Origin of the sequence: Chitinophaga jiangningensis (assembly GCF_900142605.1) — a bacterium.
GTDB classification, from domain to species: Bacteria; Bacteroidota; Bacteroidia; order Chitinophagales; family Chitinophagaceae; genus Chitinophaga; species Chitinophaga jiangningensis.
In genome coordinates, this window is record NZ_FRBL01000009.1 from 303,339 (window position 1) to 327,431 (window position 24,093).

Below are 24,093 nucleotides of genomic sequence, written 5' to 3' on the forward strand. Positions count from 1 at the left end.
TTCAGATTTTCTTCTATGCAAATGAAGATAAAATAATTTTTTTATTATATAGAAATTTTTCCTGCTGAATTTTTTATTTTTTTTTGCAGCATGCACCTTACATAATTTGCGGCAGATGTAATACCACCGCAGTTATCAGCAACCATATGATAAGTCGCAATCCTAATCAATGTATCACTGCAATATGCCAGCAATACCTATTTAGGCTCCCACACAAAAATCATTACATCCCTCGGATTTGACCAGGCGTAGGAAATAGGCCGGTTATAAAAGCTGGCTTCCGGGCGTCCCAGGAAAAAGCTCGTCACTCTTGGCAACTTCAATCCTGCGTATGCAGCGCCGCTGCTCACATCTTCGCAGAGGGATGGCATACCAATAGCCACATGACCATGCGGGTTACCGGGACTCACATACACCACTGCCCTACCCTGACTGGCATAGAATGCAGCATCATAGAGGTTTTGCTGCATAGTTGCCGGGCCAATCATCTTCCAGCCCCTGGGGTCACCAGTCAGGTAATTATAGATTTCATTTGCCGCCATATAGCGTTTGGTTCCGTTAGGATTGGTGGTATAAAAACCTTCCAGCCCATACACACGATTCAGTGCCAGCGATACATACAAATTACAAGGCGTATCGCCATTAGCATCCGCTGCATTACAACTATTACCAAACTCTTTCAGCATGTTGCCAATCTCATAGGCGTAGAGCTCCGGATTGAGCACGGATGCGTCATTCAGCACCGCTTCCGGAATTAAGCCCTGACTATAGAGGCGGAGTAATTTTAAATTATCAGTATGATGCTTCGCGGCCATTTCACATTGCAGCGGGAATTTGGTATAGGTACTGGACGATTTGTCGTTAAACACCGAGGCATAGCGACTCACCTGGTTCACCCGTTGCCCAAACGATTCAAAATCTGCATTGGAGGTAAATACAGGATGTGGCTTCCCCTGCCTGTAATAATCCAATATTTCCAGCCTGATTTTGGTAATGTTTAAATCACGTTTAAACATTTCATACTGCAGCCCGTCGTTTGTCAGGATTTGCTTTAACGGATTATCCGCACCAATAGTACCCACTCCCGGAATACCCTGCTGCAAAGCAGGTGTGGTCATTAACCGGAAGGGTATTACATTCGGCAGGTTAACCGTCTGGCTACCATTATTCCCCCACTCATGCATCACGCGTGAGGCATTATAGTCATATTGCTTCAGCATCTTAGCGGAGTAAGCCAGCTTTTCCGTCAGTGCTGCAGTATTTCTTTGCTCCCATTGGGTGGTAATTTCTTCCAGCTGTTGTTTGCGCTGTTGCAGTAATTCCACCCGTTTGTTTATGTTGCTTCTGGCTTTACCTATCTCCGTTACGCCATAAGGGCCACCCCGGTTATCCGTAGAAAAGCCGCCATCGCGAACAGAACCGAGGATGTCCGTCAATGGACTGGCGCCCCCGTTATTCAGCTGCTGGTGATAAGTACCATAACTATAACCCAGGCCAAAATTGGAACCATCGTAATTGATGTAATAAAACCCGGGCCTGTCGGAAATTTGCGCTGTCATCGGTATAACCTGCTGGAACCTGAGTACCGGAGCTACCTTCATTTTTTGCTTTGCCACCTGTTTTTCAACCATCTTATTTATCATCACCAAAGCGGCATTATTGTCTTTCAAAAAATGCCCGCTCACCAAGCCTGCCCTCACATCCACACTATCTTTTTCCAGCTGCACCTTCAGGAAATTCAGGTAACTGGAAATAGGGATTAACTTACGGTTGCTGATCCATTCATTTACTAACAGACTTAATTTCTCCCTGTTTTGTTCATATTGATCTAACCGGAGAAAGTCCTGCTGGCTTTTGTTAAAGCCACGCAGCGCATCACCTTTGAATTGCTGCAGCTCGCGGTAGCTCCTGCTGGAATATAGCAGCACTTCATTAAGCAGCGATTGATCAAAGATGGCTTTAATACTATCTGAAATATTATACTGTTGTTCGATGGCTTTGAGCTTTTCAGCAGTCAGGATATGCGCAGCCGCATTGTTTCTGGCATTGTTATATACGATTGCCTGTTTCCAGTGCATAGCAAGTGTATCCAGGAAAAGCGTTCCCTGGGTAAGAAAGGGTTTCCTCTTTTCATATTCCTCGTAAAATATCCTGTTGGAGAGGCGATGCAAACTATCAGCCTGAATGATCTTATCTTTCAGCATATGCAGGCCGTCAAACACCTTCTGCATCTGCTTCAGCTCCTGATCACTCTGATAAAACTGGTAGGCCATTACGGCTACAAAAACATAGGGGAAATAAGTAGCAGCCGCCTCAGCACCGTACATGGCCACCATTTGATTGTAGTAGAAAGGCATAGAGGCAAGAGCGGCACTACCGATGTTGTTGGCATTTCCTGACCATTCCCCGGAGCTGCCATCCGAACTTTCTGTATAGCTGGCAGATGCTGATACGGCAAATTTATCACTGGCGGTATTGGCTACATTATTACCCATTTTCAGTACCGATTCAAATAACAGCTCGCGGCCTGCATACACTAAGCCGGAATGAATAAAAGCAGGTATGGTAACTGCCGAATCAATATCCGTAATGATTCGCCGCGCTCGCAGCATATAATAACCAATGTCGTTTAACTTTATCTGGTTCTTGCGTGCATCTTCATAGCGTTCTATGGCCAGCTGCAATTGCTGCGGCCCTGTTTGTGGCAGCTGCTGTAAAGAGTCGTATGCCGCCTCAAATGATACCATGCTCACCTGTATGGCATGCAGGGTGGAGTCGATATAATCTATTAATTCCAGGCGCATTTCAGATTTGGCGTTGAAGAAATTCATCCATTTTACATGCACATCTTCATCGGCCAGCTTGTGGGACTGACCGCTTAAATCCTTCTTCACCCAATCCAGGAATTCATCTCCGTATTTGGAATTTTGGGCAAATACGCCAACAGTGATATTGACCAGCAAAAACAATAAAAATATCTTCTTCCTCATTTTTTGCCTACTAAGTTTTTAATGATAACACCTCCCTTCCCATCGATATCATTCTCTTTAAATACGACATTATTGGCATTCCAGATTTTACTGTTCTCCGGAATTTTCAACTGGTTATTAAACAGCTCTTCCAGGTGTTTTTTGGTCAGCATCTGGCTCAGTTCAAAAAGTAAAGTTTGTACATGCACCACGGAATAATTCACCGGGCCAAATACTCCTTCCTTCAGGAAAGTGGCTACCAGGTCAATAATAGCGATACTATCCGCACTGCCTTTCACCTGTTCCCGCAGCACCTGCAGCTTTTGCTTCAATTCTGCACTGCTTACTTCGGAGAGCAGTTTATCTAAGAGTTGCAGCAGCTGGGATTTGTCGCCCGGATTCACCAATACCTGGTTCAGGGCATTATAAACGCTTTTCAGCTGTGTATTGTAGTTACTAATGCCGGCCAGTTCCTCTTTCAGCTCCTGCTGAATTTTATACAGGAAGTTTTGCTGTGCGGCGTATTCCGACATTACATGCAATACTGTCTGAAATTTTTTATGTTCAAAAGTATGGCTATAGCCATTTCCTTCTCCCAGGCTTGACTTGATCAGTTGTTTATTGATGGCGTCTATTTGCTGGTAGTATTTCAACCGGTCGATGAACTGGTTGCTCCGCGGGGTGTCGATACTGTATCCTTCGTGCATGTTGATCCCGATATTAATCAGGGCCGACTTGTCCGCCACAAAAGGCATTCTTGCAATTACCTTATCCGTGCTCAGGTCAAATGTGTCCTTCTCGGCGCCACTGATCACGATTCCGGTATCTTTCCCGTGAATAATCTTTATCAGTGGGCTAAGGGTATTATAATTGTCGTTGCTGATAGTAGCAATGGGAAACGTAACGGGGTACAGGGAATCATAAGGGATAAATGGCAGTTCGAAATCCAGTTTGGTGTCTGTGCGTAGCTTTGCTTTTTGTAAATCTGCCGGTGAAAGGCTGCCAAGATCTATAAACGGCCGGTAACCGAAGTCCGGGATATAGGTGGACAGGGAGAAATACCGGGACGTCGTTTTTTCATTGTATGCGCGTAGATAGTCGAGCTCTTTAAAGGTCAGGCTCATCTTCCCTAATATACCAAATGAAACCTCCGCATCCGGCTTCATTTCATCCGGAAAGCCCATAGCCAGTTTAGCAGGAAGCTGCCTTAATAACATGCGTACATTCACCGGCTTAAGATTACGGTATTGTTCATATTTAACCAGGTCGCTCCTTCGTTTAGTCAGCGGTTTATTCAGTGGTAAATCATCTGCGGGGTTAATAGTGAGCATTTGTTTTCTCAGTAATTCCATGGTCAGGATATACTGCAATACTACCGGCCTTTCACCGAGGTAGTCGGCCGACTCAAACAATATATCTATTTCATTAGGAGCCAGGCGGGCATCCTGTGCCAGGAGAAACTGTGCCATTTCGAGCGCTCCCTGTGCAGCGCAGGCAAACAGCAGGGAATAGGTGGCACCGGGATCATTCACCCTTGCGCCATTTTGAATTAACAAGCGTAAAAAATCCCAGTTCTTCGCATGTGCAGCGGTAATGGTTAAACGCTCCATATAGGCGCCAGGTTGATTCAGGTCGGGTTTCCATTCCGCCACTACCGGCCACAAAGTGACCGCATCCGGCTGCTTTGCCAGGAAAAACAAGGTGGCCGTTCTGTCAATGGCGGACCTTAACAACACTGTTTTTTGCTGACTATTGAGATATCCGTACCAGCCCTGGAAGGTGGCGGTAGTCAGTGCGGTATCCCTGACATGGGTCAGGAGGTGGATGAAATATTGCATCGTTGCCGGTGAGGGCTTCGTTTGCTTCACATAATTATATAGTGGCTCGAGATCAGCCGCATCGTTGGAGTAGCGAAAATTATTTCTTTGAATCATCTGGGCGATGAACCTGAATGTTCCGTCTGTAAAAGATATCTTTTCATGCTCCTGTGAAAGTGTGGCTATCAGGGGAAATACTTTTGAGCTCACACCCGCCGTATCCAGGTAATGGCCCAGCAGCATCTCCTTAAACGCGTCGTTTCCATATACCACGGCGGTTTCGAGGCCGTTTAATCCACTGGTATCTTTTTGCATCATCAGCGGCAGCAGCAGTGTATGGTGCTTTTCAAAAAAGCGCGTACAATTACCGATGGCTGCCAGATGAGCAGCGTTCCTGCCGGCAGGTGTGGTGAGTGCGGGGTTGGCCCCCATGGCCAGCAGGGTATCAGCCAGGCGGTCGTTGCCGGATAATAAGGTGGTATGCAGCAGCGGATGGCCTTTGATGGTGGCGTTGATCACCTGTGGACTCTTTTGCAGCACACTGATCACGAAAGAATCATTTTTGGCGAGTATACCCGCATATGCCAGCTGGGAAGGGCCCACGCCTGCCCTGGAGGGGAATTTGCGCTCCATCAGGTGTAATAGCATGGGCAGCCGGGGATAATCCATCGCGAAACAAAGGTCCAGGGCCGTCTGCCCTTCCTCGTCCACCAGGTCCGCTGGCACCTGATATTTCAGCAGGGTGTCCACAGCGGCAATCGCGCGTTTGGAGTCGTTTGATATCCGCAGGTATGGCAGGGCTTCCGGGTCAGGCGATGTACCGCCTGGCATATAATCCTCCAATATCCACCTGGCGGCCTGGATTGGAAATTCTTCCACCACCCCGTGGTACGGCAGAAACGTTTGCCAGTTGGCATTGCGCATATGGGAAACATACAGCCCTATCACATCGGCCATCCCAAACTGAATAGCGTATTGTAATGCCTGGTAATTTTGTGCAGATATGGTGGCTCCCTTATCGATGAGTAACGCGGCCATTTTCCGATTGCCGGTTAGGGTCGCAATCGTAAGGGCCGTTTCCCGCTGGTATACCCCGTTAACGGCGGTTCCTTTATCAATGAGCCCAACTACCTGGTCATAGTTGGCGGCAACAATTGCTTTAAATAGTTCTTTGTGCTGACTATAGGCACAGTTCGACAGTAAAATAAACAGCAGTACAGAGATAATTCTTGTCATATTTTGGTTGATATAGCTACCTGCATTGTATCGGGGCCACGCTGATCTGATCGTAACGAATATAGCAGGAGCAAATATAATGGACACTTTTCACATGTACTGCAGAATTTTATTTCCCCGTTACATCAAACTCTTTATATAAAACACAATAGGCATAGACGCAAATGCCAGCGGGATAATCACCGCAAAAAACCAGATACCTATCACCTGAATCATCGGAGTGTAGCGACCATGCGCCACACCTACCGTCCTGAAAGCGCTTTGGAAGCCATGATACATATGATAAGCAACGGCCACCATGGCTACCAGGTAAAGTAATACGTACCAGAGGAGGCTAAAGCTATGGGTTACGATCGCGTAAAGGTCTTTTACGCGCACCACTTCCACATTGCCTTCCCGGGTAACTGCATATTCAAATGCGGGCAATTCAGGGACGTATAAAGAATTCGTGATCTGGCCCGTCATCAGATCTTTCCGGTACTCACGATAACTGCCCTCGGTAAATTTATATCTCCCCCAAAAATTACTCATGTGTATGACCAGGAACAGGAAAATGATACTCCCTAACAGGCCCATATTCAGGGAAGCCCAACGTACCGGTGCTTTGGAGGCTACGGCATATTTTACCGGACGCGCCTTGCGATTGTTGACAGTTAGTACCAGCGCGTAAAAAGCATGCACCAGAATAGAAATGTAAAGGGTGTAGGCGGCTATTTCAACCGGTGGGAAGTGCGTCATAAAATGGGCATAGATATTAAAGGTATAGCCCTCATCGCCTGCAAACAACGTAAGGTTGCCGCCCAGGTGCACTATCAGGAACAAGCAGAGGAACAGGCCTGTCATTGACATTATCAGTTTTCTTCCAATCGTGGAGCTGAAAAATTGTTTGAAATTAATCATGATTCTATTGCGTTAATGGATCTGTTTTGTGTTTGAATTTTACACGAGGATGTCGTGCTGCGGAAGAATCGGCGCCGGCAACTCCGTTTCGCCCAATATCTCCCTGATATCTATTTCAATGGCCCTGCAAATCTGTGAGATGGGCACATCGTTCGCGCTCCCTTCAAACGGATTTTCGGTGCTCTCCCCTACCTGCTCCAGGGTGGTATACAACCAGGAGATGATGACGCTGAAAGGTAGCAGCAACCAGATCATATGCCCTTTCATCATGCCGGAAACGGTGTCGTTAAGCATATCAAACTCCCGCAACAAACCAAACGGCAGCAGGATACAAAACATGGCAACGAAAATATTATTGATAATAGCGTATTGACGGGGATACGGCGTGTCTTTCAGCGATTCACAATGCCCCTGCTGCGCCAGCAGATTATTGACCGTGCGCTGCATCTCCAGGTATTGCAGTGGTACTATCTGTTGGGCATCAAAGGCCTCTTTAATCGCTTTACTTTGCAATGCCAGGAGTTGGGTAGCCTTGTTTTGGGTCCATGATATGGCGGCTAATTCATCTGCCGGAAGATATGGAAGCAGTGCAGTTGCAAGCGGTATTTGTCGTTCCGGAATACGGTAGTAGCGCTGGTATTCGGCATTATAGCCTGCATCAGCCACCTCCCAAACCCGGTTTTCCCGCATGCTGTAGCGTAGGGCGGTAAGCCAGGCGAAATGCCGGTTGAGCAGTACTTTCACAAATTCCTTATCCTGAAAATAATCGCGGCACATCATGCCCCACGATTTACTGAGGTTACTGATATTGGCCCATATCACATGACCATGATCGGTACGATTATAGGTCTGCGTATTTTTAAATCCTACAATAAAAGCAGTGGCAGTACCTAACAGCGCTACTACTACCCATGGCAGCGCTATCCACTTCATTCCCAGCAGCTGATAAAAAATCAACGGAAGGGTATCCAGGATGAGGAGGGTATAAATTCTGCTTCTGGTCCAGAAAAGGAAGTCGGTGATTTTATATGATTTACCTATGTGCATGTATTGTTTATTATTGTCCACACTGGGCATTTCAATGCACATGCCAGACTAACAATACACTTAGAATCAATACATTAACTGAAAATATTCATATATCCGTTCACGATATATAGTGAGATCACGATGGTATTCACCAAATATGGTGAATTTGACGGGCATAAAAAGGGCAAAAGCTGAATTGGTTGCAGCTTTTGCCCTATAAATAGCTTACATTCTATTATGGAATATCGATCCAAATTGTCTCTTTCACCGGCGTATAATTCAGCATGCTGTTATTTTGACTTTCAGGTCCCATCTGCGCTGCATCCTGAAACTTGGTACCAATAGGTGAAATCGCGTTCAGGAAGCCGATATCTCCTTCCGGAAAGGCGGGGTTGGTATTGTTATTGGCGGCCCCTTTCGGAGGCGCGGGTTTGAACACCTGCAGGAATGTACCTGCATTGCCGGTATAGAAAGTAATGGGTTGTTCAGTAGTGTGGAAGGTGGCTTGGTATACGTTGGCATGATACCCTTTAAACTCAGGATACACCCAGCTTTCACCGGTTACGGTATTATTATAGGCTTTATACCAGCTGCCGAATAAATTACCCTGCAGGCGGTTTTTCCATACGCGGTATGGCCCTTCACCCTGCCATGATAATCCTGTTACCTTTTCTTCCGGGTAGCGGAAGGTGATGCCCATGTAAGGCGCTTCGCCTTTAATGCTATAACTGTAATCCAGTTTTGCCGGCACACCAGGCTGGAAAGTCCATTTTACATAAAGAAATCCATTCCCATCATAGCGTGCCCAAACAACAAACGCGTCAGCATCATTACCTGCTTTAAATTCCTTTAATTGCTGGGAAACGCCAGCCAGTACAGGTCCTCCGCCTAAGGAAATTTTTCCTTTTGGGGTAAGTATATGTAATAAGTGTCCGCTGCTGCTACTGAAATAATAGGTGGCTTTACCATTATCTACTGCCATGGTATCGTTATTAGTGACCACATTCACTTTACCACCTGTTGCTGTAAATAGCTGTTCCACATTGGCAGGCAATTGCAGCGGCCAGCTGCGGGTAATGATTTGCCTGCCATGATTATCCCAGGCAGTAACCAGTAATGCATCTGCCTCCCGCCAGCCTTCAGGCAGCTGTAGTGATAAAAAGCCCTTGGTATGTGGAGCCAGCTCAGGTGCGGTAATGGTGCCGGAGGCAAGGGTGTCTGCTTTTTCTTTTTTTCCGGGAGATGTAAACTTCAGCAGTTGCCAGCCGAAACGGCACTGGGATAGTGAAGTGTAGTCGTAGCGGTTTTCGACCGGAAGGAGACCGTTGAAATTAGCCGGGATAGCCGCTAAGGTTATATGCACCGGCGACCAGATCTCGCGGATCGTATAGAAGCTGCCTTCCTTTTCCCGGTGGGGTCCCACAATACCGTCAGGCGCGTGATTGCCATCGGTATCGATGATCCCGTTTTTATCGGTACGCACCAAGCCTTCGTCCGCAAAGGCCCAGAGGAATCCACCTGCTCCACGCGGATGCATTAACATGCGATCCCAGAAATCAGCCAGGCCTGCTCCCATACCGCCATCATAAAGGCCATGCATAAACTCGGTGGGTAGGTAGATGTCCTGGTCGTACAGGCTCGCATTTACCAGGTAATTAAAGTTGGGATAATGTTTGGTATCTACCCCGTTATATCGCTCCCATGGATGCAGCACCGGCCGTTGTTGTGGATCATGCATGGCATAGTCGCCATCTAGTGCACGGTTAAAGCCACCTTCATTACCATTATCCCAGGCAATTACTGAAGGATGATTGACATCCCGCTCCACTAACTCCCTTACCAGTTTGTGGCCCACAATGGTATCATAGGCAGCCTGCCACCCGGTTAGTTCATCCAGCACAAAGAGGCCCAGCGAGTCGCATACATCCAGGAAATGTACATCCGGCGGGTAATGCGACATTCGCACCGCATTCATGTTCATATCCTTCATCAGATTTACATCCTCTATGCTGATAGCTTTGCTGAGTGTTCGTCCTGTTTCGGGCCAGGCACTGTGCCGGTTAACGCCTTTGAAAATTACTTTTACATTATTGACGTAGATGCCATCATGTGGTCTGATTTCAACGGTGCGAAAGCCAAAAGGCTGTGTGATGCGGTGTATGGTTTGGCTACCCTTTTTTATGGTGATGACTGCCTGGTAACGATTAGGAGCTTCTGCGCTCCAGGTGGCAGGTTTGTCAAATGATTGGTGCAACGTATATACGCCGGTGTTATTTCCCTGGATGGAAACCGGTTCTTTCAGTGGCCTGCCGCTCATTGTCTGCACTTCCGAGGTAATGCTATAACCGGCGGACAACGCCGTCGTATAGGCGTGCACGGTAAACTGGCCGTTGGCACCAGCATTAATGGCTACCCGGTTGATATGCACAACTGGTTTTACTTCCAGGTACACCGGCCGGTAGATGCCTCCCAGCACCCAGAAATCGCCATTCCGCTCTGCGCGGTTCACGCTCGCGTTCGCCGACATCTTGCTTACCTTTACTTCCAGCTGATTGCTACCATTGTGCAGTAACTTACTGATATCATACCTGAACTGATAAAAACCTCCCTGGTGGATGGGGCCTGCGAGTTTTCCGTTTATCTTTACTTCCGCATCCGTCATTACCCCTTCAAATACAATATCTACATGCCTCTCCCGCCAGTTTTCCGGTGCGGTAAACTGGCAGCGATATACACCCTGCTCATCCGCTTTCTCCTTGTCGTGGCCGTAGTTATAGCTGCCAAAGCCCTGCTGCTCCCAGTTGGAAGGCACTGGTATGGTGGTCCACCGGCCACTTTGCCGCCCGCCGGAACAATAGAAGTCCCAATTCACAGTATGGTCTTTGTCGGTACCTGAAAGATATTGATATTGGCTTTCCTGGGCGAAGGCCGTTTGCAGGCATAATATACCTGTAAACAGCATTAGGATTCTTGCGTACATAAGTGGAATTTAAAATGCTGCTAAAAATATAAAAAGAAATGAGGGAATTATAATTTTTGGGAATGAGATGTAGGGCCGCCTCCGGAAGGCAAGCCCATTCATTGCGTATTTCCCCGCTTTGACTAAATAAAAAGTTATTTTGACTAAATTGATCTCCCCTGGTTGTTGCATTTTTGCATCTATAAAAAACGAAGGATGAATATAGTTTCAATCAGAATTATTACGGCTGATGTCAGCAACCTGGTAAGGTTCTACGAGGAAATCACCGGTTTATCCGCCATCCGGTACACGCCGGATTTCGCTGAAATTAAAACCGGACTGGCTACCTTAGCAATTGGCAGTACTAACACTTTGCAATTTTTCGGTGGCGAAGCTGTTGCCCACGCTGCACAAAACCGCTCGGCAATCATAGAATTCAGGAGTGAGAACGTGGAGGCAGATTATGAACGGCTGAAGGAGTTTATTTCCCCTTATTTAGTGCAGCCGCCAACTGTGATGCCCTGGGGAAATCAATCGCTGCTATTCCGTGACCCGGATGGCAATCTGATCAATTTTTTCACGCCCGTTTCCCAGGCAGCAGTTGAAAAGTTTGACGGTAAAAAATAGGAAACATGACGCCATATCGTGTAAAAACAATTAGCGATTTTCATCAGTTACGGGGTTTACCAAAGCCGGTACACCCGCTGATAAGCATTGTACAGCTCGAGGAAATACAAAAATTTCCTGACACCATATCAAGCATGGTGCTTGACTTGTACTCCATTTCATTGAAAAAAAATTTCAGTGGCACGTTCAAATATGGACAAAAGGAATATGATTTTAATGAGGGAACCATGTTTTTCATGGCGCCCAACCAGGTATTCAGTATTGAGCATAACCCGGCTGAAACGGCAGCAGCATCCGGCTGGAAATGGGTGCTGCTCATTCATCCTGATTTTTTCTGGAACACAGCGCTGTCGAAAAGTATTAAACAATACGAATTTTTCGATTATTCAGTAAACGAAGCGCTGTTTCTTTCCGAAAAGGAAGAAGCGATTATTGATAGCATAATAGCCAATATCCGGCAGGAATACTACACCAATATGGACCGGTTTAGTAAACAAATAATGGTTTCCTATATTGAAACACTGCTCAACTATTCGGAGCGTTTTTACAACCGGCAGTTTATCACAAGGGAGAAAGTCCACCATCAGATTTCAGAGCGGCTGGATGAACTACTGACAACCTATTTTAACCAAACGGACTTGGCTTCCAAAGGCCTGCCAACGGTGCAATACCTGGCAGAAAAGCTGCACGTTTCGCCAGGTTATTTAAGCAGTTTACTGAAAACGCTAACCGGCCTTAATACACAGCAGCATATACACGAAAAGCTGATTGAAAAAGCTAAGGAAAAATTATCCTCCACGAATTTATCCATTTCCGATATCGCATATGAGCTGGGCTTTGAACATTTACAGAGCTTCAGTAAACTCTTTAAAAGTAAAACTGATCTATCCCCATTGGCGTTCAGGCAATCATGCAATTGAAATTTTAAATTTGAATACGACCCGGTACACTTTTTAAATAATTTAATTATTTGTCTCCACGACAATTATTTAAATTATTAAGTAATCAGCTACATTCTACACTATTTTTTAACCTCTGCTGAAAATACCCCCTCCCCTCACCACTACCCATATACTGTATAATTGTACATCAGACACTTAATATTTAACCATTTGCGTCTTTATATAATTTGGGTATTTTTACTTCATGCGCAACGATATTCCCGAATTACAAAAAAGAATATACGGAGGTGACACACAGGCATTTAAAGAATTATACGACTGTTTTTGTACACCCTTGCTGCAGTTAGCCTTGGCCATCGTTCATAACAGGGAAATGGCGGAAGAAATAGTAGCAGATGTTTTTATTGCCATATGGAAGAAAAAAGAAAACCTGCATCAAGCCAGTAACCTGAAATGGTACCTTTACGCAGCTACCCGCAACATTGCGCTTAACTACCTCCGTAAATATGCGCATAAAAAAACGCTGCACCTGGATGAAGCCTGTTTACCCGAATATGAGGTAAATCCTGAAGCTCAGCTTATTAGCCATGAAATGATGCAGCATATTAACAGGGCTATTGGCGAACTGCCGCCGCAGTGCCGGCTCATCTTTAAGCTGGTGAAAGAAGATGGACTCAAATACCGGGAAGTAGCCATCCTGCTGAATATTTCTATTAAAACGGTTGAAAACCAGGTAGGCATCGCCCTCAAAAAACTAACTAAAATGAAAGCATTCTTAATTGCTTCTTTACCTGGCGCCCAATAACCCTTTCTCAAAAAATTTCATCTCCCTTTAGGGGTATTAACGCTTACCTGTTGTCTTATACCCTCGGATGCCATTCCTCCATCATTTTCTGTAATACTATGAGCAACGACCGTATATGGATATTACTTGGAAAACAGTTCAGTGGTGAAATATCTTCTGCTGAGTCAGCTGAGCTGGAAAATTTACTGAAACAAGATCCGGGTGTGGCCGCATCCAGGGAATTTGCCGCCAACATCTGGCAAACACCTATCCGGGAAACAGCGGACGCTGAATGCGAAAACCGCATTTGGACTGCCGTGCAACCGCAGCTACCCCCACGCCGGCATCGCCCGGTAATTCGTGTATTACTGGCTACCGCTGCTGCCGCTGCCGTATCAGGCCTCATATGGCTCGGATGGCCACTGCAACGCTCCACCACTCCTGTACTGCAACAACACAGCGTAGCTGCCGGCAAATCAAAGGTAACCCTCCCCGATGGTTCCATCGCATGGCTCAATTCCAATACCCAACTCCAGTACGACGAAAATAGCTTTGGCAAACAATACCGCGAAATCCGGCTGACAGGTGAAGCCTTCTTTGATATCGCCAAGAGTGAAGGCACTCCCTTTATTATCCATGCCGGGAAAATAAAGATACACGTACTCGGCACCGCATTTAACGTGAAAGCCTATACGGATGACAGCGCTGTGTATACCACACTGGTACGTGGGAAAATTGCAGTATCATTCCAGAACAAAACAGTGGTACTGCAACCGGAGGAAAAACTGACCGTACCAGTCACCCAACCTGCAACAGATTTTCAGCAAACACACCTGGATAAAGACAGCAGCGGGCAGCTGCCTGAAATATCCTGGCTAAACGACAAACTGATATTTGACAATGACGCCTTTAGCACCCTGGCTAATAAAATGAGTAAGTGGTACGGCGTCACCTTTCATTTCGAATCTCCCGCCCTGCAACAGTTGCGGTTTTCCGGCATCATCGATACAGAATCAATCGACGAAGCATTGAAAATGCTCCAACTCTCCAAACCCTTTCATTTCCAGATAAGCGGTAAAGACATCTATATCCGTAATTAATATCATATTCTTCATCTTCAAAAACACACGTTATGACTTAAAAACACTACTCAACCGGTTACGAACTTTCCTTCACCCTAAATCATTCCATGTTATGAAATCAAAGTTTCTATGGGCTTTTGGTAAAAGTCTGCATAGTGGTATGCCATGTTTGCTCATACTGGCCTTACTCATTACTTACATCATGCCTGCTAACGCTACAATTGTGCCGCAGGAAAAAATTAATATCTCCCTGGAAAAAGTCAGTATTAAAACAGTACTGAAAACGATACAACAGAAAAGTCATTACCGGCTTATTTACAGCGACGACATCCTGCCTGAAAAACCGCCAGTATCCATTCATGCAGAGAATGCTACTGTGGAGCAAGTGCTGGCTCAAACATTTACCGGCACCACCCTGCGATATGCCACAATGGATAACAATGTTATCATAATAGCTTCCAGAGATGCCAGTGCCATTAAAATAAGCGGCACCGTAACCAATGAGCGCGGCGATCTGCTAATAGGTGTATCTGTAAAAATAAAGGGCACTAACATTGGCACTATGACCAATGAAAAAGGCCATTTTGAGCTACAGGCTACTGCCGGAGTCACGCTCGTATTTAGTTACGTAGGATACGAACAAACCGAAATCGTAAGTACCGCCGATCCCATCAACATCACCCTGAAAGAAAGTGCCAGCGGTTTAAATGAAGTAGTGGTAGTGGGCTATGGCACCCAGAAAAAAACATCTTCCACCGCTTCCGTATCTGCGGTGCAGGGAAAAGAACTGGCTAAATCGCCGGTGACCAACATTTCCAACTCGCTGGCAGGAAACGTGGCCGGTATCAGCATGCGCCCCAACGGTGGCCAGCCGGGAAGAGATAATCCCGATATTCATATCAGGGGTATTGCCACTACCGGGAATAACTCCCCGCTCATTGTTGTGGACGGTATCATTCGTAATAACATCAACGAAATTTCACCCAGCTCCATCGCTTCCGTGACGGTATTGAAAGATGCCGCCGCGGTAGCACCTTATGGCTTGGGAGGCGCCAACGGGGTAATCCTCATCACTACTAAACGTGGACAATCAGGTATCCCGTCGCTTTCGCTCAATGCCTACTATGGCTGGCAAACGCCCACCTATTATCCTAAAATGCTGAATGCACAGGACTACATGCGCCTGCGTAATGAAGCATATATGAATGAAAACCCCGGTGGCACCCAACAACCTTTCGCGGACGATTACATTAACAACTATGCCGCCATGAATGCGAAAGACCCTGATAAATATCCGATCAGCAATACGAAAGACCTGGTACGCATGCAGGCACCCATACAAAACTATAACCTGCAATTAAGCGGTGGTACTAAAGTAGTCCGCTATTATGCCGGACTGGGCTTTCTCAACCAGGATGGTATGTTTGCACCGGTAAACTACAAACGCTACGATTATAACGTGAATATGGAAGTAAGTGCCACTCCAACCACGCTGGTGTCTATGACACTTATCGGCGCCATCCAAAATACCAACAGCGTGGATGCGGCTACTACCCCGGGGCAGCTATTCCGTAGTGCATACAAGCTGATACCCATTACCAACCTCTATTACAGTAATGGTTTATGGGGTGAATTTGCCGGTAACTCGCCAGTGGGTATTCTGAATGCAGGCTACTCCCACCGCAATGCAACCTCCCTGCTCACCACACTGGCGGTAGAACAACAACTTCCATTCATAAAAGGGCTGAGCATTAAAGGAACATTCAGCTACGACCCTAACGATGTAATGGTAAAAGGATGGCACACGCCATTCTACTTTTATTCGCAGAATACGGCCACTACCCCTTACACCTATACGAAACAGGTATCAACTTCGGAAGGTAATGCGGCTCCGTACACCTGGCTCAACCAGGAATATGCAAAAAACCAGTTCTTTACCTACCAGGGATTTCTCAACTACCATAATACATTTGGTAAACATGACATCACCGGTTTGCTCGTAGCGGAAGCCCGCCGAAATGATTCCACCGGCTTCTCTGCCCGTCGTAATAATTTCGCCGTTAACATCGATGAACTGGGCATGGGCAGCTCCAATAAAAACGATTTCGACAACAACGGTTCCACTGTTACCGGTAGTCAACTCGGATTTGTATACCGCCTGGGTTACATCTACGACCATAAATACCTGTTTGAGGCAGCCGGCCGTTATGATGGTCACTACTATTTTGCTCCCGGCAAGCGTTGGGGCTATTTCCCGGCCTTCTCCGCCGGATGGATCGTTTCTGAGGAAAAATTTATGGCAGGCCGTTCTTCGATACTCAACTACTTAAAGCTGAGAGGATCGTGGGGCAAATCCGGCAACCTGGCAGGGGCTGCATTCCAATACCTGAATGGCTATAATTTATATGGCAACGCTTACGCTTTTGGAAACGGCAACATGGTACAAGGCTCCAACATCACCCTGGAAGCCAATGCCAACATCACCTGGGAAATATCCACTAAAACGGATGTCGGACTGGATGCCTCCTTCTGGCAAGGACTACTCACCCTGGAGTTGGATTATTTCCGGGAAAGAAGAACAGGCATGCTACTGCCTCCGGCAGTAACGGTGCCGGTAGAATACGGCCTGAACCTCTCTGACGAAAACCAGGGTATCATGGTAAACCATGGTTTTGAAGTGGTTGCGGGCACCAACTATCGTTTTTCAAATGGGCTGCAATTTAACCTGAGCGGTAATTTCAGTTATGCGAAGAATAAAATGGAGCAGATATTTGAAACCGCTGCCACCCGCGATAATCCCAACCGTAGCAGAACAGGCAGACCTTTCGGCACACAGTTCGGATATCATGCACAGGGCCTGTTTTCCCAGGCAGACGATAAGAACCAGGATGGCATCATCAACGGCGACGATGGTTACAACGTTACCCAGTTCGGCGTGCTTCACCCCGGCGATATCCGCTATGCAGATATCAGCGGCCCCGATGGAAAACCCGATGGAAAAATAGATGCCAACGATGAAGTAGTCATAGGCAACCCTGTATATCCTTTCATCACCTACGGTTTTACACCCAGCGTATCATGGAAAGGTTTTGACCTCAGCTTATTCTTCCAGGGAGCTGCCTTGTCCGGTCTGAACTTCCGCGGATTTCAAACCGTGCCTTTCAACAACAACAATAGTAATTCATCCTATGAATACTTTAATAACCACTGGACGCCCAGCACACCGGATGCAAAGTATCCGCGTGCCAATCAGTCGCCCTACGCCAATAACACGCAGAACTCCGATTTCTGGATCATGAAAACAGGTTACCTGCGTTTAAAAACAGCGGTATTGGGCTATACCTTACCTGCACGCATTTCCAAAGCGATGAAGATGCAACGCCTCCGTTGCTATTTCTCCGGACAAAACCTGCTCACCTTCAGCAAAATGAAATTCATGGACCCGGAAGTAGGTTACACAGATCTGGAAACGGCCTACCCTAACCAAAAGGTGTTCGTGTTCGGACTAAACGTCACTTTTTAGATTCATCCTGTTAAACGAGCTAACATGAAACAATATATCAAGCTGTTACCGGTTGCCATACTGTTATTCGGTATGCTCTCCTGTAAAAAAGATTTCCTCGAAAATACCAATAAAGCAAAACTGACGGATGCTACGCAGTGGAGTACAGAAGGGAATGCCGATCTCTTTCTAAATGATATCTACAGCGCATTACCCAATTACTGGAACCAGCCCGAAAACCTGGACAACTTCACCGACGATAATGATGCAGGCTTTTACTATACTTCCTATAACTGGAAACAAGGGATTGTAGTGCCCTCCTCCAACGACTATACCGTTTGGGGAGGTATCACCGGTTCCGGTGACCTTACCAACTGGACCACCACCTTCACCAACATACGCAAATGCAATACCTTCATTACGGAGGTTCGTAAAAACGCCGGCAACTTCTCCCCGGAATGGCTGAACAAACGGCTGGATGAAGCCCGGTTTATCCGCGCTTTCTTTTACAGCGAACTGTGGATGCATATCGGTGGCTTACCCATTATTACGGCTCCGGCTGACCGACACACCATGGACAGTGCCGCGATATACACTCCCAGAAGCACCTTCGCTGAAACGGTAGACTTTATCACCACTCAACTGGATTCCATCGTAAAAGGCGGCTACCTGGCACCTAAATATAATAAGGGAGATGCCAATGCCGGCAGGGCTACATTGGGTGCTGCGTTGGCATTAAAAGGATGGGTAGAGCTATATGCCGCCAGTCCGGCGTTTAACGATGCACAGCCTGCGGCAGGCAACGACCCGCACAAGATTGCAGGCTACAATAACTTCGATGGACAACGCTGGGCCAAGGCTGCTGCTACTTTCAAACAATTTATAGATCTGTATGGCAATGGCAAGGTATACGAACTGTTTCCCAATACCGCCTCCATCTGGTACGAAGCAAACGAATACCATTCAGAGGTGATATGGGACCGCCAGGTGGTAGCCAATATTATGGGTTCTTCCTTTGAACAGTATGGCGGCCCTGTATGGATCAACGGTGTTTATTATACCTGGGGCAACTATTGTCCCACACAGGAACTGGTGGACCAGTTTTACATGGCAAATGGCAAACCCATTACAGACCCCACTTCTGGCTACGATCCGCAACATCCGTACACAAACCGTGAGAAACGCTTCTATGACTGGATCGTATATGATGGCGCTCCTTATAAAATGGACTGGATGGATAAAGGCGATACGATATATACCCGTATCGACAAGGTACGTCCTTCTAAAAACCAGATTGATTTCGGTACAGATGATGTAGGCAATACCGCCTATTATTTTAAAAAGCGCCTTAACCCGCTGGTACGGCCCGGCGGCGGTGCGGTGAGTGGCGCAAATTTTATTTACTATCGCTATGCGGAAGTATTGCTGGGATATGCAGAAGCGCAAAACGAAGCAGTGGGGCCCGATGCAACTGTATACGATGCCATTAACCAGGTCCGCAAAAGAGCCAATCTCCCCAACCTCACACCTGGTCTGTCACAGGCAGATATGCGAAAGGCTATTTACCAGGAAAGAAGAGTGGAACTTTGCTTTGAAAACAAACGCTTCTACGATATCATCCGTTGGAAAACCGCCAACACTGTTATGAATGTAGATAAACATGGCATGAAGATCTCCAATACAGTCCCCGAAAATAACTCGGGTGTATGGAAGTACGAAATTGTACCACTCAACCATCCGCATGTATTCACCCAGAAAATGTACCTGAATCCGGTGCCGCAGGATGCGATAGACCGGAATCCAAGGATTGTGCAGAACCCGGGGTATTAAGCGGGAGAAACTTTTAACGAAGGCAATGCAGGAGTAGCGCGCTATTCCTGCATTGTTTTTTTTTATACGTGTGTTTATCCCCTAACAACATTATTGATTCTTGCCGTATTCCATAATACAAAAAATGAACAAAATGAACAATTGAACAAAAATGAACAACAATGAACAGTCTGTGTATAATGGCATCCATCAATTTCCATGCACCATCTTATTAATTTAAACTCGAACTTTTCTAATTAAATAATGTTAGGTATGCTTTCAATAAAAAACATGCAGGAAATATTATTAACACCTTATATAAAATTTAATAAATTAAAAATCCATGAAAAATCAAGTTGTATTTACAGACAACAACAACCGTAAGCTAAGACTTTTAGAATTGGCAGATACTGCAAAAGTCGACTTAAATGACGCCCAAAAAGATTATAAAGAATTTGAAAGTTTACTTACACAAGTAAATGAATCGATTGCAACGGCGTATAAAAAAGCAGGTCTTAAAGCTCCGGAAGTCTCAAAACTTACAATATTGGATAAGTCTCAGACAGGAAAAAACGAACTGACTGTTACAATTACCAAAGCCCTTTTGGGCGTTGTAACTTGGGTTGGTGCCGTGAGATATTTAACCCCCGGTGCAACAAAACTTTTAGTATCATCGGGAGTTATGGCAGAAACAACTGCAGCTAAAGTTTTAACAGAATTTACTATTCCTCTAATTGAAAAGCGGATCACTTTTACAATTGGGAAGATTGCTGGAAGTGCAATTGGATTTGCGCTTGGTACAGCAATAGTCACGGCAGTCGAAATCGGAATTGTAGCCATAAAGGAAAGCCAGGATCGCGACGAGCTTCGCAAAGGAATTAAAGAGGTTTTCCCCTTCAGAGCAGGAACAAGATTATCGAAAAGGAAAGCTGAAACTTTGTTAGATTCCTTACGGGCATTAAAAACTACATTTGATGTGCTAAACAGGAGGCAGAGCACCAAACTCACTGAAAAAGAAATTGAGGATATTATAAAGGAGGATGTTGAACCGTCTGTTACTAAAGCAAATAAAATTACTGCGGCAAGTATTGCAGAAGAATTAAAAAAAGACGATCACGATAATCATTCATGGACCAAAGAGGATCCCCAATAGCCCCAGGTCTTTATTTAAAAAAGCAACCTCAATAAATAACCATAAATAAATATAAAATGACATCTTCATGGCTACCTGATTTTTTTCCTGACAACAAATATAGAGAGGCTCGTTTGGCCGAGTTGTACACAGATACGCAATTAATTCTCAAAGAGGCAAAATCCACATATGATAATTTCATACAATTATTGAAAGTGGTAAATAAAGAGATTGCGGAGGTTTACAAAAAAGCAAATCTTACAATACCCCCCGTCACCGATAGAGATATCTTTGAAGGAAAAAAAAACCTGCTAAAAGTTAATACGACCAACACTGTTATCTCCATCAGTAGTATTGTGTTAGATGTTGTAGGGGTTGCAGCCGTTGGTTATTTAGCTCCTGCTGCCACAATCATGCTGGTAGAAGCAGGCGTATTGGCAGCCGAAACGGCAGCCACTGTACTAGTATCTGTATTGGGTATGGAGTTATTGACTGTTGGTGGACTTTTGGGAGGTATTTTTGGTGTTCTTATAGTAGGAGGAACTATCGTTGCAGTAACGTTTGGAATTAAAGCACTTGCTGATTGGAAAGCTCGAACCCAATTAAGGAAAGGAATATATGACATGGGGCAACTTAGAATTAAAACCAAAGTAGCTTTAGATAGGTCAAAAATACTATGCGATTCTTTAGCATCAGTGAAAACTACCTGCCAAACGCTGACAAAACGGTTAAAGGGAAATGATAAATTTTCTGATAAGGATATTCAGAATCTTATTAAGGATGCAATTAACCCTGAAATCATAAAAATGGAAAACATCACAGAGGAATCAACAAAACAAGAACTTGAGAGACTTGATACAGAAAGAAATTCGTGGACCAAAGAAGATCAGGAAGGTAAAGATATTATTAGTACTGAATCAATACCTGTCTTCTTAAATATTGCGGTAGGAGATCCCGAAAACTCAATTCCTATTACCCCTGAGGGTTTAAAACTTATCGAGATAAAAGGCCCGCATCATTTATATCCAGGTATGATAACAACAAATAAACAACTATGGCCTTTTTGTAAAACTGATAATGAGGCATCTGTCATCGTTGTTGCATTTGATAATAACGGAAATATCCTTAATGAATATCCGGCCGTTGCTGAATCCTCGGCACTGGATAGACTCACGGAGGATAACACTTTTACGCTTATTGGAAATGCTGACAATCAGCCTATATTAATAAATTTTTAATGCTAAAGATTATCCTTTTCTTTTATTTGCACCTAGCAATATTCCTGAATTTTGCCAGATCTCCAATGACAAGCCCCATTGCGGCACAAGCACCACACCATTCTGCCCAGAAGTCAACAACAGCGAGTTTATCAGATTTCAGCACTTCAGTCTCGAAATTTTCATCTGTTAGTATGAAGGCCATATACTATGCATTTAGTTTATAGTGAAAAGGATTGTAGTTCAAGCGGCATAACAGTAAAGATCCGGAAATTGTTGTTATATAGATCACAAGTTTCACCTGCCCAGCGGGATTCACCAAAAACTTACAAGTCCTTACACTGAAGAATTTATTCTTTGTATTTCACTCATGAACACAGTCCGATTTTCAAAACGAAAAGCTAACGTTAAAAGTATTGAAGGCACTCTCCATTTATACAAACTCGCTAATAGAACTGTAGGATGACATGGGGTAATCATCTTCTTACACTTACGCTTCTATTTGTGCTGTAAGAGGGGAAATAAACACCATGTTTATCGCCAAAGATATTTTTATCTCTGTTAAAATCCTGGATCGCTACATAATAGGCATTCAGGTCATTTTGAGATGTATTAATTTTTGATGGGGCGGGCTTTACCCTTTCCCTATTATAGGTAGTGTTATCAACATTTACGGGATAATATTTTCCCACAGATACATAATTATAAGATGCAGAAGGTGCAAGATCCGCAATTAAAACATCTGTATATGAATTGGGGAGCGTAAATTCATCATGAGATAATGGTAGGTGGGGGATTAAATCACCAAACGATTCCACTCTGAGATGATCGATATTCTTATCATTTTCATAGTTCCTGGCAAATTTCGCATCGCCTACCCGGGGTGCACCAAATGTATATACGTTCAGCTTGGTTCCTGGTGCTTTTAAAGAGATCATTCTGGCTAGCAAGGTCGCCAAAGCGCCCCCTTTACTATGCCCGGTCAGATAGATCGGCGCTTTACTTTTTATAGCGTCCATCACTATCCTGTCATGCCAAATATCTGGGAATAATTCCGTAATTGCCGTATAAAAGGCGCTATGCACATTCGACCCATCTTGAAACTTTTCCCAGCCAAGCAGTAGGTTATTCGCTCCATCCAGCTTTCCGTCCGTTCCTTTGAAAGAAATAACAGGAACATTCCCTGCTGCGGTTTCTGCCGTTGCAACAAACCCCATATGTGGTACAAGCACTTTGGGACGTATCAAATAAACATTACGTGTAAAAGGCTTCAGATCTGAATACACTGTTTTAATGGCAGGACTATTATCTCCGGAATGGCTGTTTTGATCAATTTGATTATTTTTAATGGTTCCTGCCAGGGAAGAAGCATCCCACATATGTAATATCATCTTTTCCATTGAGTAGTTGAATTTAGAGGTGATCGAATTAATAAAATCCTGTTAATGTCACTTTTGCTCCACCCACATTGAAATACCCGGAAACAAGTAATGTTACTTTTCCATTTACGTTATAGGAGTAAAGACGGGATTCTGTTCCTCCCAATATAGATTCGTAAGGTTTTTCCTGAGCTAAAGAGCCATCGGTTATCAATTGCATACGAAAACGATTGACATTAATATGGCCCGGATCAAATTTAGCGCCTTCAATTTTCACCTGGCATCTTTTCCATGTTTCTGATGCATCAAGAAACAAGTTTTGCATAATTGTTACAGCGCCTGTGTCTTTCCAGCTGACAGATTTGGATTTAAGCACGCTTGACTCATTGTAAGTACATTCCACAGTAACAGAGCCATCTGCTCTATGTGTCAGCGCCACCACCTGATGTGCCATATCTCCTGTAATGTTAAATCCGTTATAGGAGTTAATCGTCTTTTTAATTACTTTTTTCCCAAAGACTACCTCAGAAAAGATTCTTTCTCCATTAAGGTAAATAGTAAATGATTGTGCGGTCGCTTTCAAAGGCCAGGGGCCTTCCCCTCGCCCATGGATGGTTATTGTGCATTCTTCCCAATAACGATCCCCATCAAAATTTAGCCCCTCTATTTTAGAAATACCTATAGTTTTGTCTTGCCATGTTTTCACCTCTGTTTTCATACTTTTTTTTGTTTAACGAAAAAATAATAAT

At 45.0% G+C, this 24,093-nt stretch carries 16 protein-coding genes; 8 read left to right on the forward strand and 8 right to left on the reverse strand.

Annotated elements, in window-relative coordinates:
• Positions 1-197: 197 nt before the first annotated feature.
• The 5 genes from BUB18_RS23480 to BUB18_RS23500 form a co-directional block, all read right to left on the reverse strand.
• The gene (locus BUB18_RS23480; protein WP_073085733.1) at positions 198-2,990 is read right to left on the reverse strand and encodes a hypothetical protein; all 2,793 of its coding nucleotides are present in this window, start codon (positions 2,988-2,990) and stop codon (positions 198-200) included.
• The gene (locus BUB18_RS23485; RefSeq protein ID WP_073085735.1) at positions 2,987-6,022 is read right to left on the reverse strand and encodes an ankyrin repeat domain-containing protein; all 3,036 of its coding nucleotides are present in this window, start codon (positions 6,020-6,022) and stop codon (positions 2,987-2,989) included. The genes BUB18_RS23480 and BUB18_RS23485 overlap by 4 nt, the downstream gene beginning before the upstream one ends.
• A 120-nt stretch (positions 6,023-6,142) precedes the next feature.
• Entirely contained in the window at positions 6,143-6,922 is a 780-nt protein-coding gene (locus tag BUB18_RS23490) for a succinate dehydrogenase cytochrome b subunit (RefSeq protein WP_073085737.1), read from the reverse strand.
• A gap of 39 nt (positions 6,923-6,961) precedes the next feature.
• Positions 6,962-7,969 carry a bestrophin family protein gene (locus BUB18_RS23495; protein ID WP_073085739.1) on the reverse strand — a complete coding sequence of 336 codons (1,008 nt, stop codon included), beginning with the start codon at positions 7,967-7,969 and terminating at the stop codon, positions 6,962-6,964.
• A gap of 217 nt (positions 7,970-8,186) precedes the next feature.
• Positions 8,187-10,931 (reverse strand): glycoside hydrolase family 2 protein, encoded by a 2,745-nt coding sequence (locus BUB18_RS23500; protein WP_073085741.1) that lies wholly within the window; start codon positions 10,929-10,931, stop codon positions 8,187-8,189.
• A gap of 195 nt (positions 10,932-11,126) precedes the next feature.
• Between BUB18_RS23500 and BUB18_RS23505 the strand changes: the two genes are divergently transcribed.
• The 8 genes from BUB18_RS23505 to BUB18_RS23540 all read left to right on the forward strand — a co-directional run bounded on the left by BUB18_RS23505 (position 11,127) and on the right by BUB18_RS23540 (position 21,986).
• Positions 11,127-11,537, forward strand: a complete 411-nt coding sequence (locus tag BUB18_RS23505) for a VOC family protein (RefSeq protein WP_073085743.1) — start codon at positions 11,127-11,129, stop codon at positions 11,535-11,537.
• Entirely contained in the window at positions 11,534-12,457 is a 924-nt protein-coding gene (locus BUB18_RS23510) for a helix-turn-helix domain-containing protein (protein ID WP_073085745.1), read from the forward strand. The genes BUB18_RS23505 and BUB18_RS23510 overlap by 4 nt, the downstream gene beginning before the upstream one ends.
• A 226-nt stretch (positions 12,458-12,683) precedes the next feature.
• The gene (locus tag BUB18_RS23515; protein WP_073085747.1) at positions 12,684-13,244 is read left to right on the forward strand and encodes an RNA polymerase sigma-70 factor; all 561 of its coding nucleotides are present in this window, start codon (positions 12,684-12,686) and stop codon (positions 13,242-13,244) included.
• Between the two features lie 98 nt (positions 13,245-13,342).
• Positions 13,343-14,323: a FecR family protein gene (locus BUB18_RS23520; RefSeq protein WP_073085749.1), complete on the forward strand. Its 981-nt coding sequence runs from the start codon at positions 13,343-13,345 to the stop codon at positions 14,321-14,323.
• A 94-nt stretch (positions 14,324-14,417) separates the two neighbouring features.
• Positions 14,418-17,828, forward strand: a complete 3,411-nt coding sequence (locus tag BUB18_RS23525) for a SusC/RagA family TonB-linked outer membrane protein (protein ID WP_245805729.1) — start codon at positions 14,418-14,420, stop codon at positions 17,826-17,828.
• A 24-nt stretch (positions 17,829-17,852) separates the two neighbouring features.
• The gene (locus BUB18_RS23530) at positions 17,853-19,637 is read left to right on the forward strand and encodes a RagB/SusD family nutrient uptake outer membrane protein (RefSeq protein ID WP_073085751.1); all 1,785 of its coding nucleotides are present in this window, start codon (positions 17,853-17,855) and stop codon (positions 19,635-19,637) included.
• A gap of 322 nt (positions 19,638-19,959) precedes the next feature.
• The gene (locus BUB18_RS23535; RefSeq protein ID WP_073085754.1) at positions 19,960-20,769 is read left to right on the forward strand and encodes a hypothetical protein; all 810 of its coding nucleotides are present in this window, start codon (positions 19,960-19,962) and stop codon (positions 20,767-20,769) included.
• A gap of 56 nt (positions 20,770-20,825) precedes the next feature.
• Positions 20,826-21,986 carry a hypothetical protein gene (locus BUB18_RS23540; RefSeq protein WP_073085756.1) on the forward strand — a complete coding sequence of 387 codons (1,161 nt, stop codon included), beginning with the start codon at positions 20,826-20,828 and terminating at the stop codon, positions 21,984-21,986.
• A gap of 22 nt (positions 21,987-22,008) precedes the next feature.
• Here the strand turns inward: BUB18_RS23540 and BUB18_RS23545 are convergent, their stop codons facing one another.
• From BUB18_RS23545 to BUB18_RS23555, 3 genes are all read right to left on the reverse strand, one after another.
• Positions 22,009-22,170, reverse strand: a complete 162-nt coding sequence (locus BUB18_RS23545; RefSeq protein ID WP_083550660.1) for a thioredoxin family protein — start codon at positions 22,168-22,170, stop codon at positions 22,009-22,011.
• A gap of 271 nt (positions 22,171-22,441) precedes the next feature.
• A complete protein-coding gene (locus BUB18_RS23550) occupies positions 22,442-23,365 on the reverse strand; it encodes a lipase family protein (protein WP_083550663.1) in 924 nt (307 codons plus the stop codon).
• 28 nt (positions 23,366-23,393) lie between these two features.
• Entirely contained in the window at positions 23,394-24,062 is a 669-nt protein-coding gene (locus BUB18_RS23555) for a hypothetical protein (protein ID WP_073085760.1), read from the reverse strand.
• Positions 24,063-24,093: the final 31 nt, after the last annotated feature.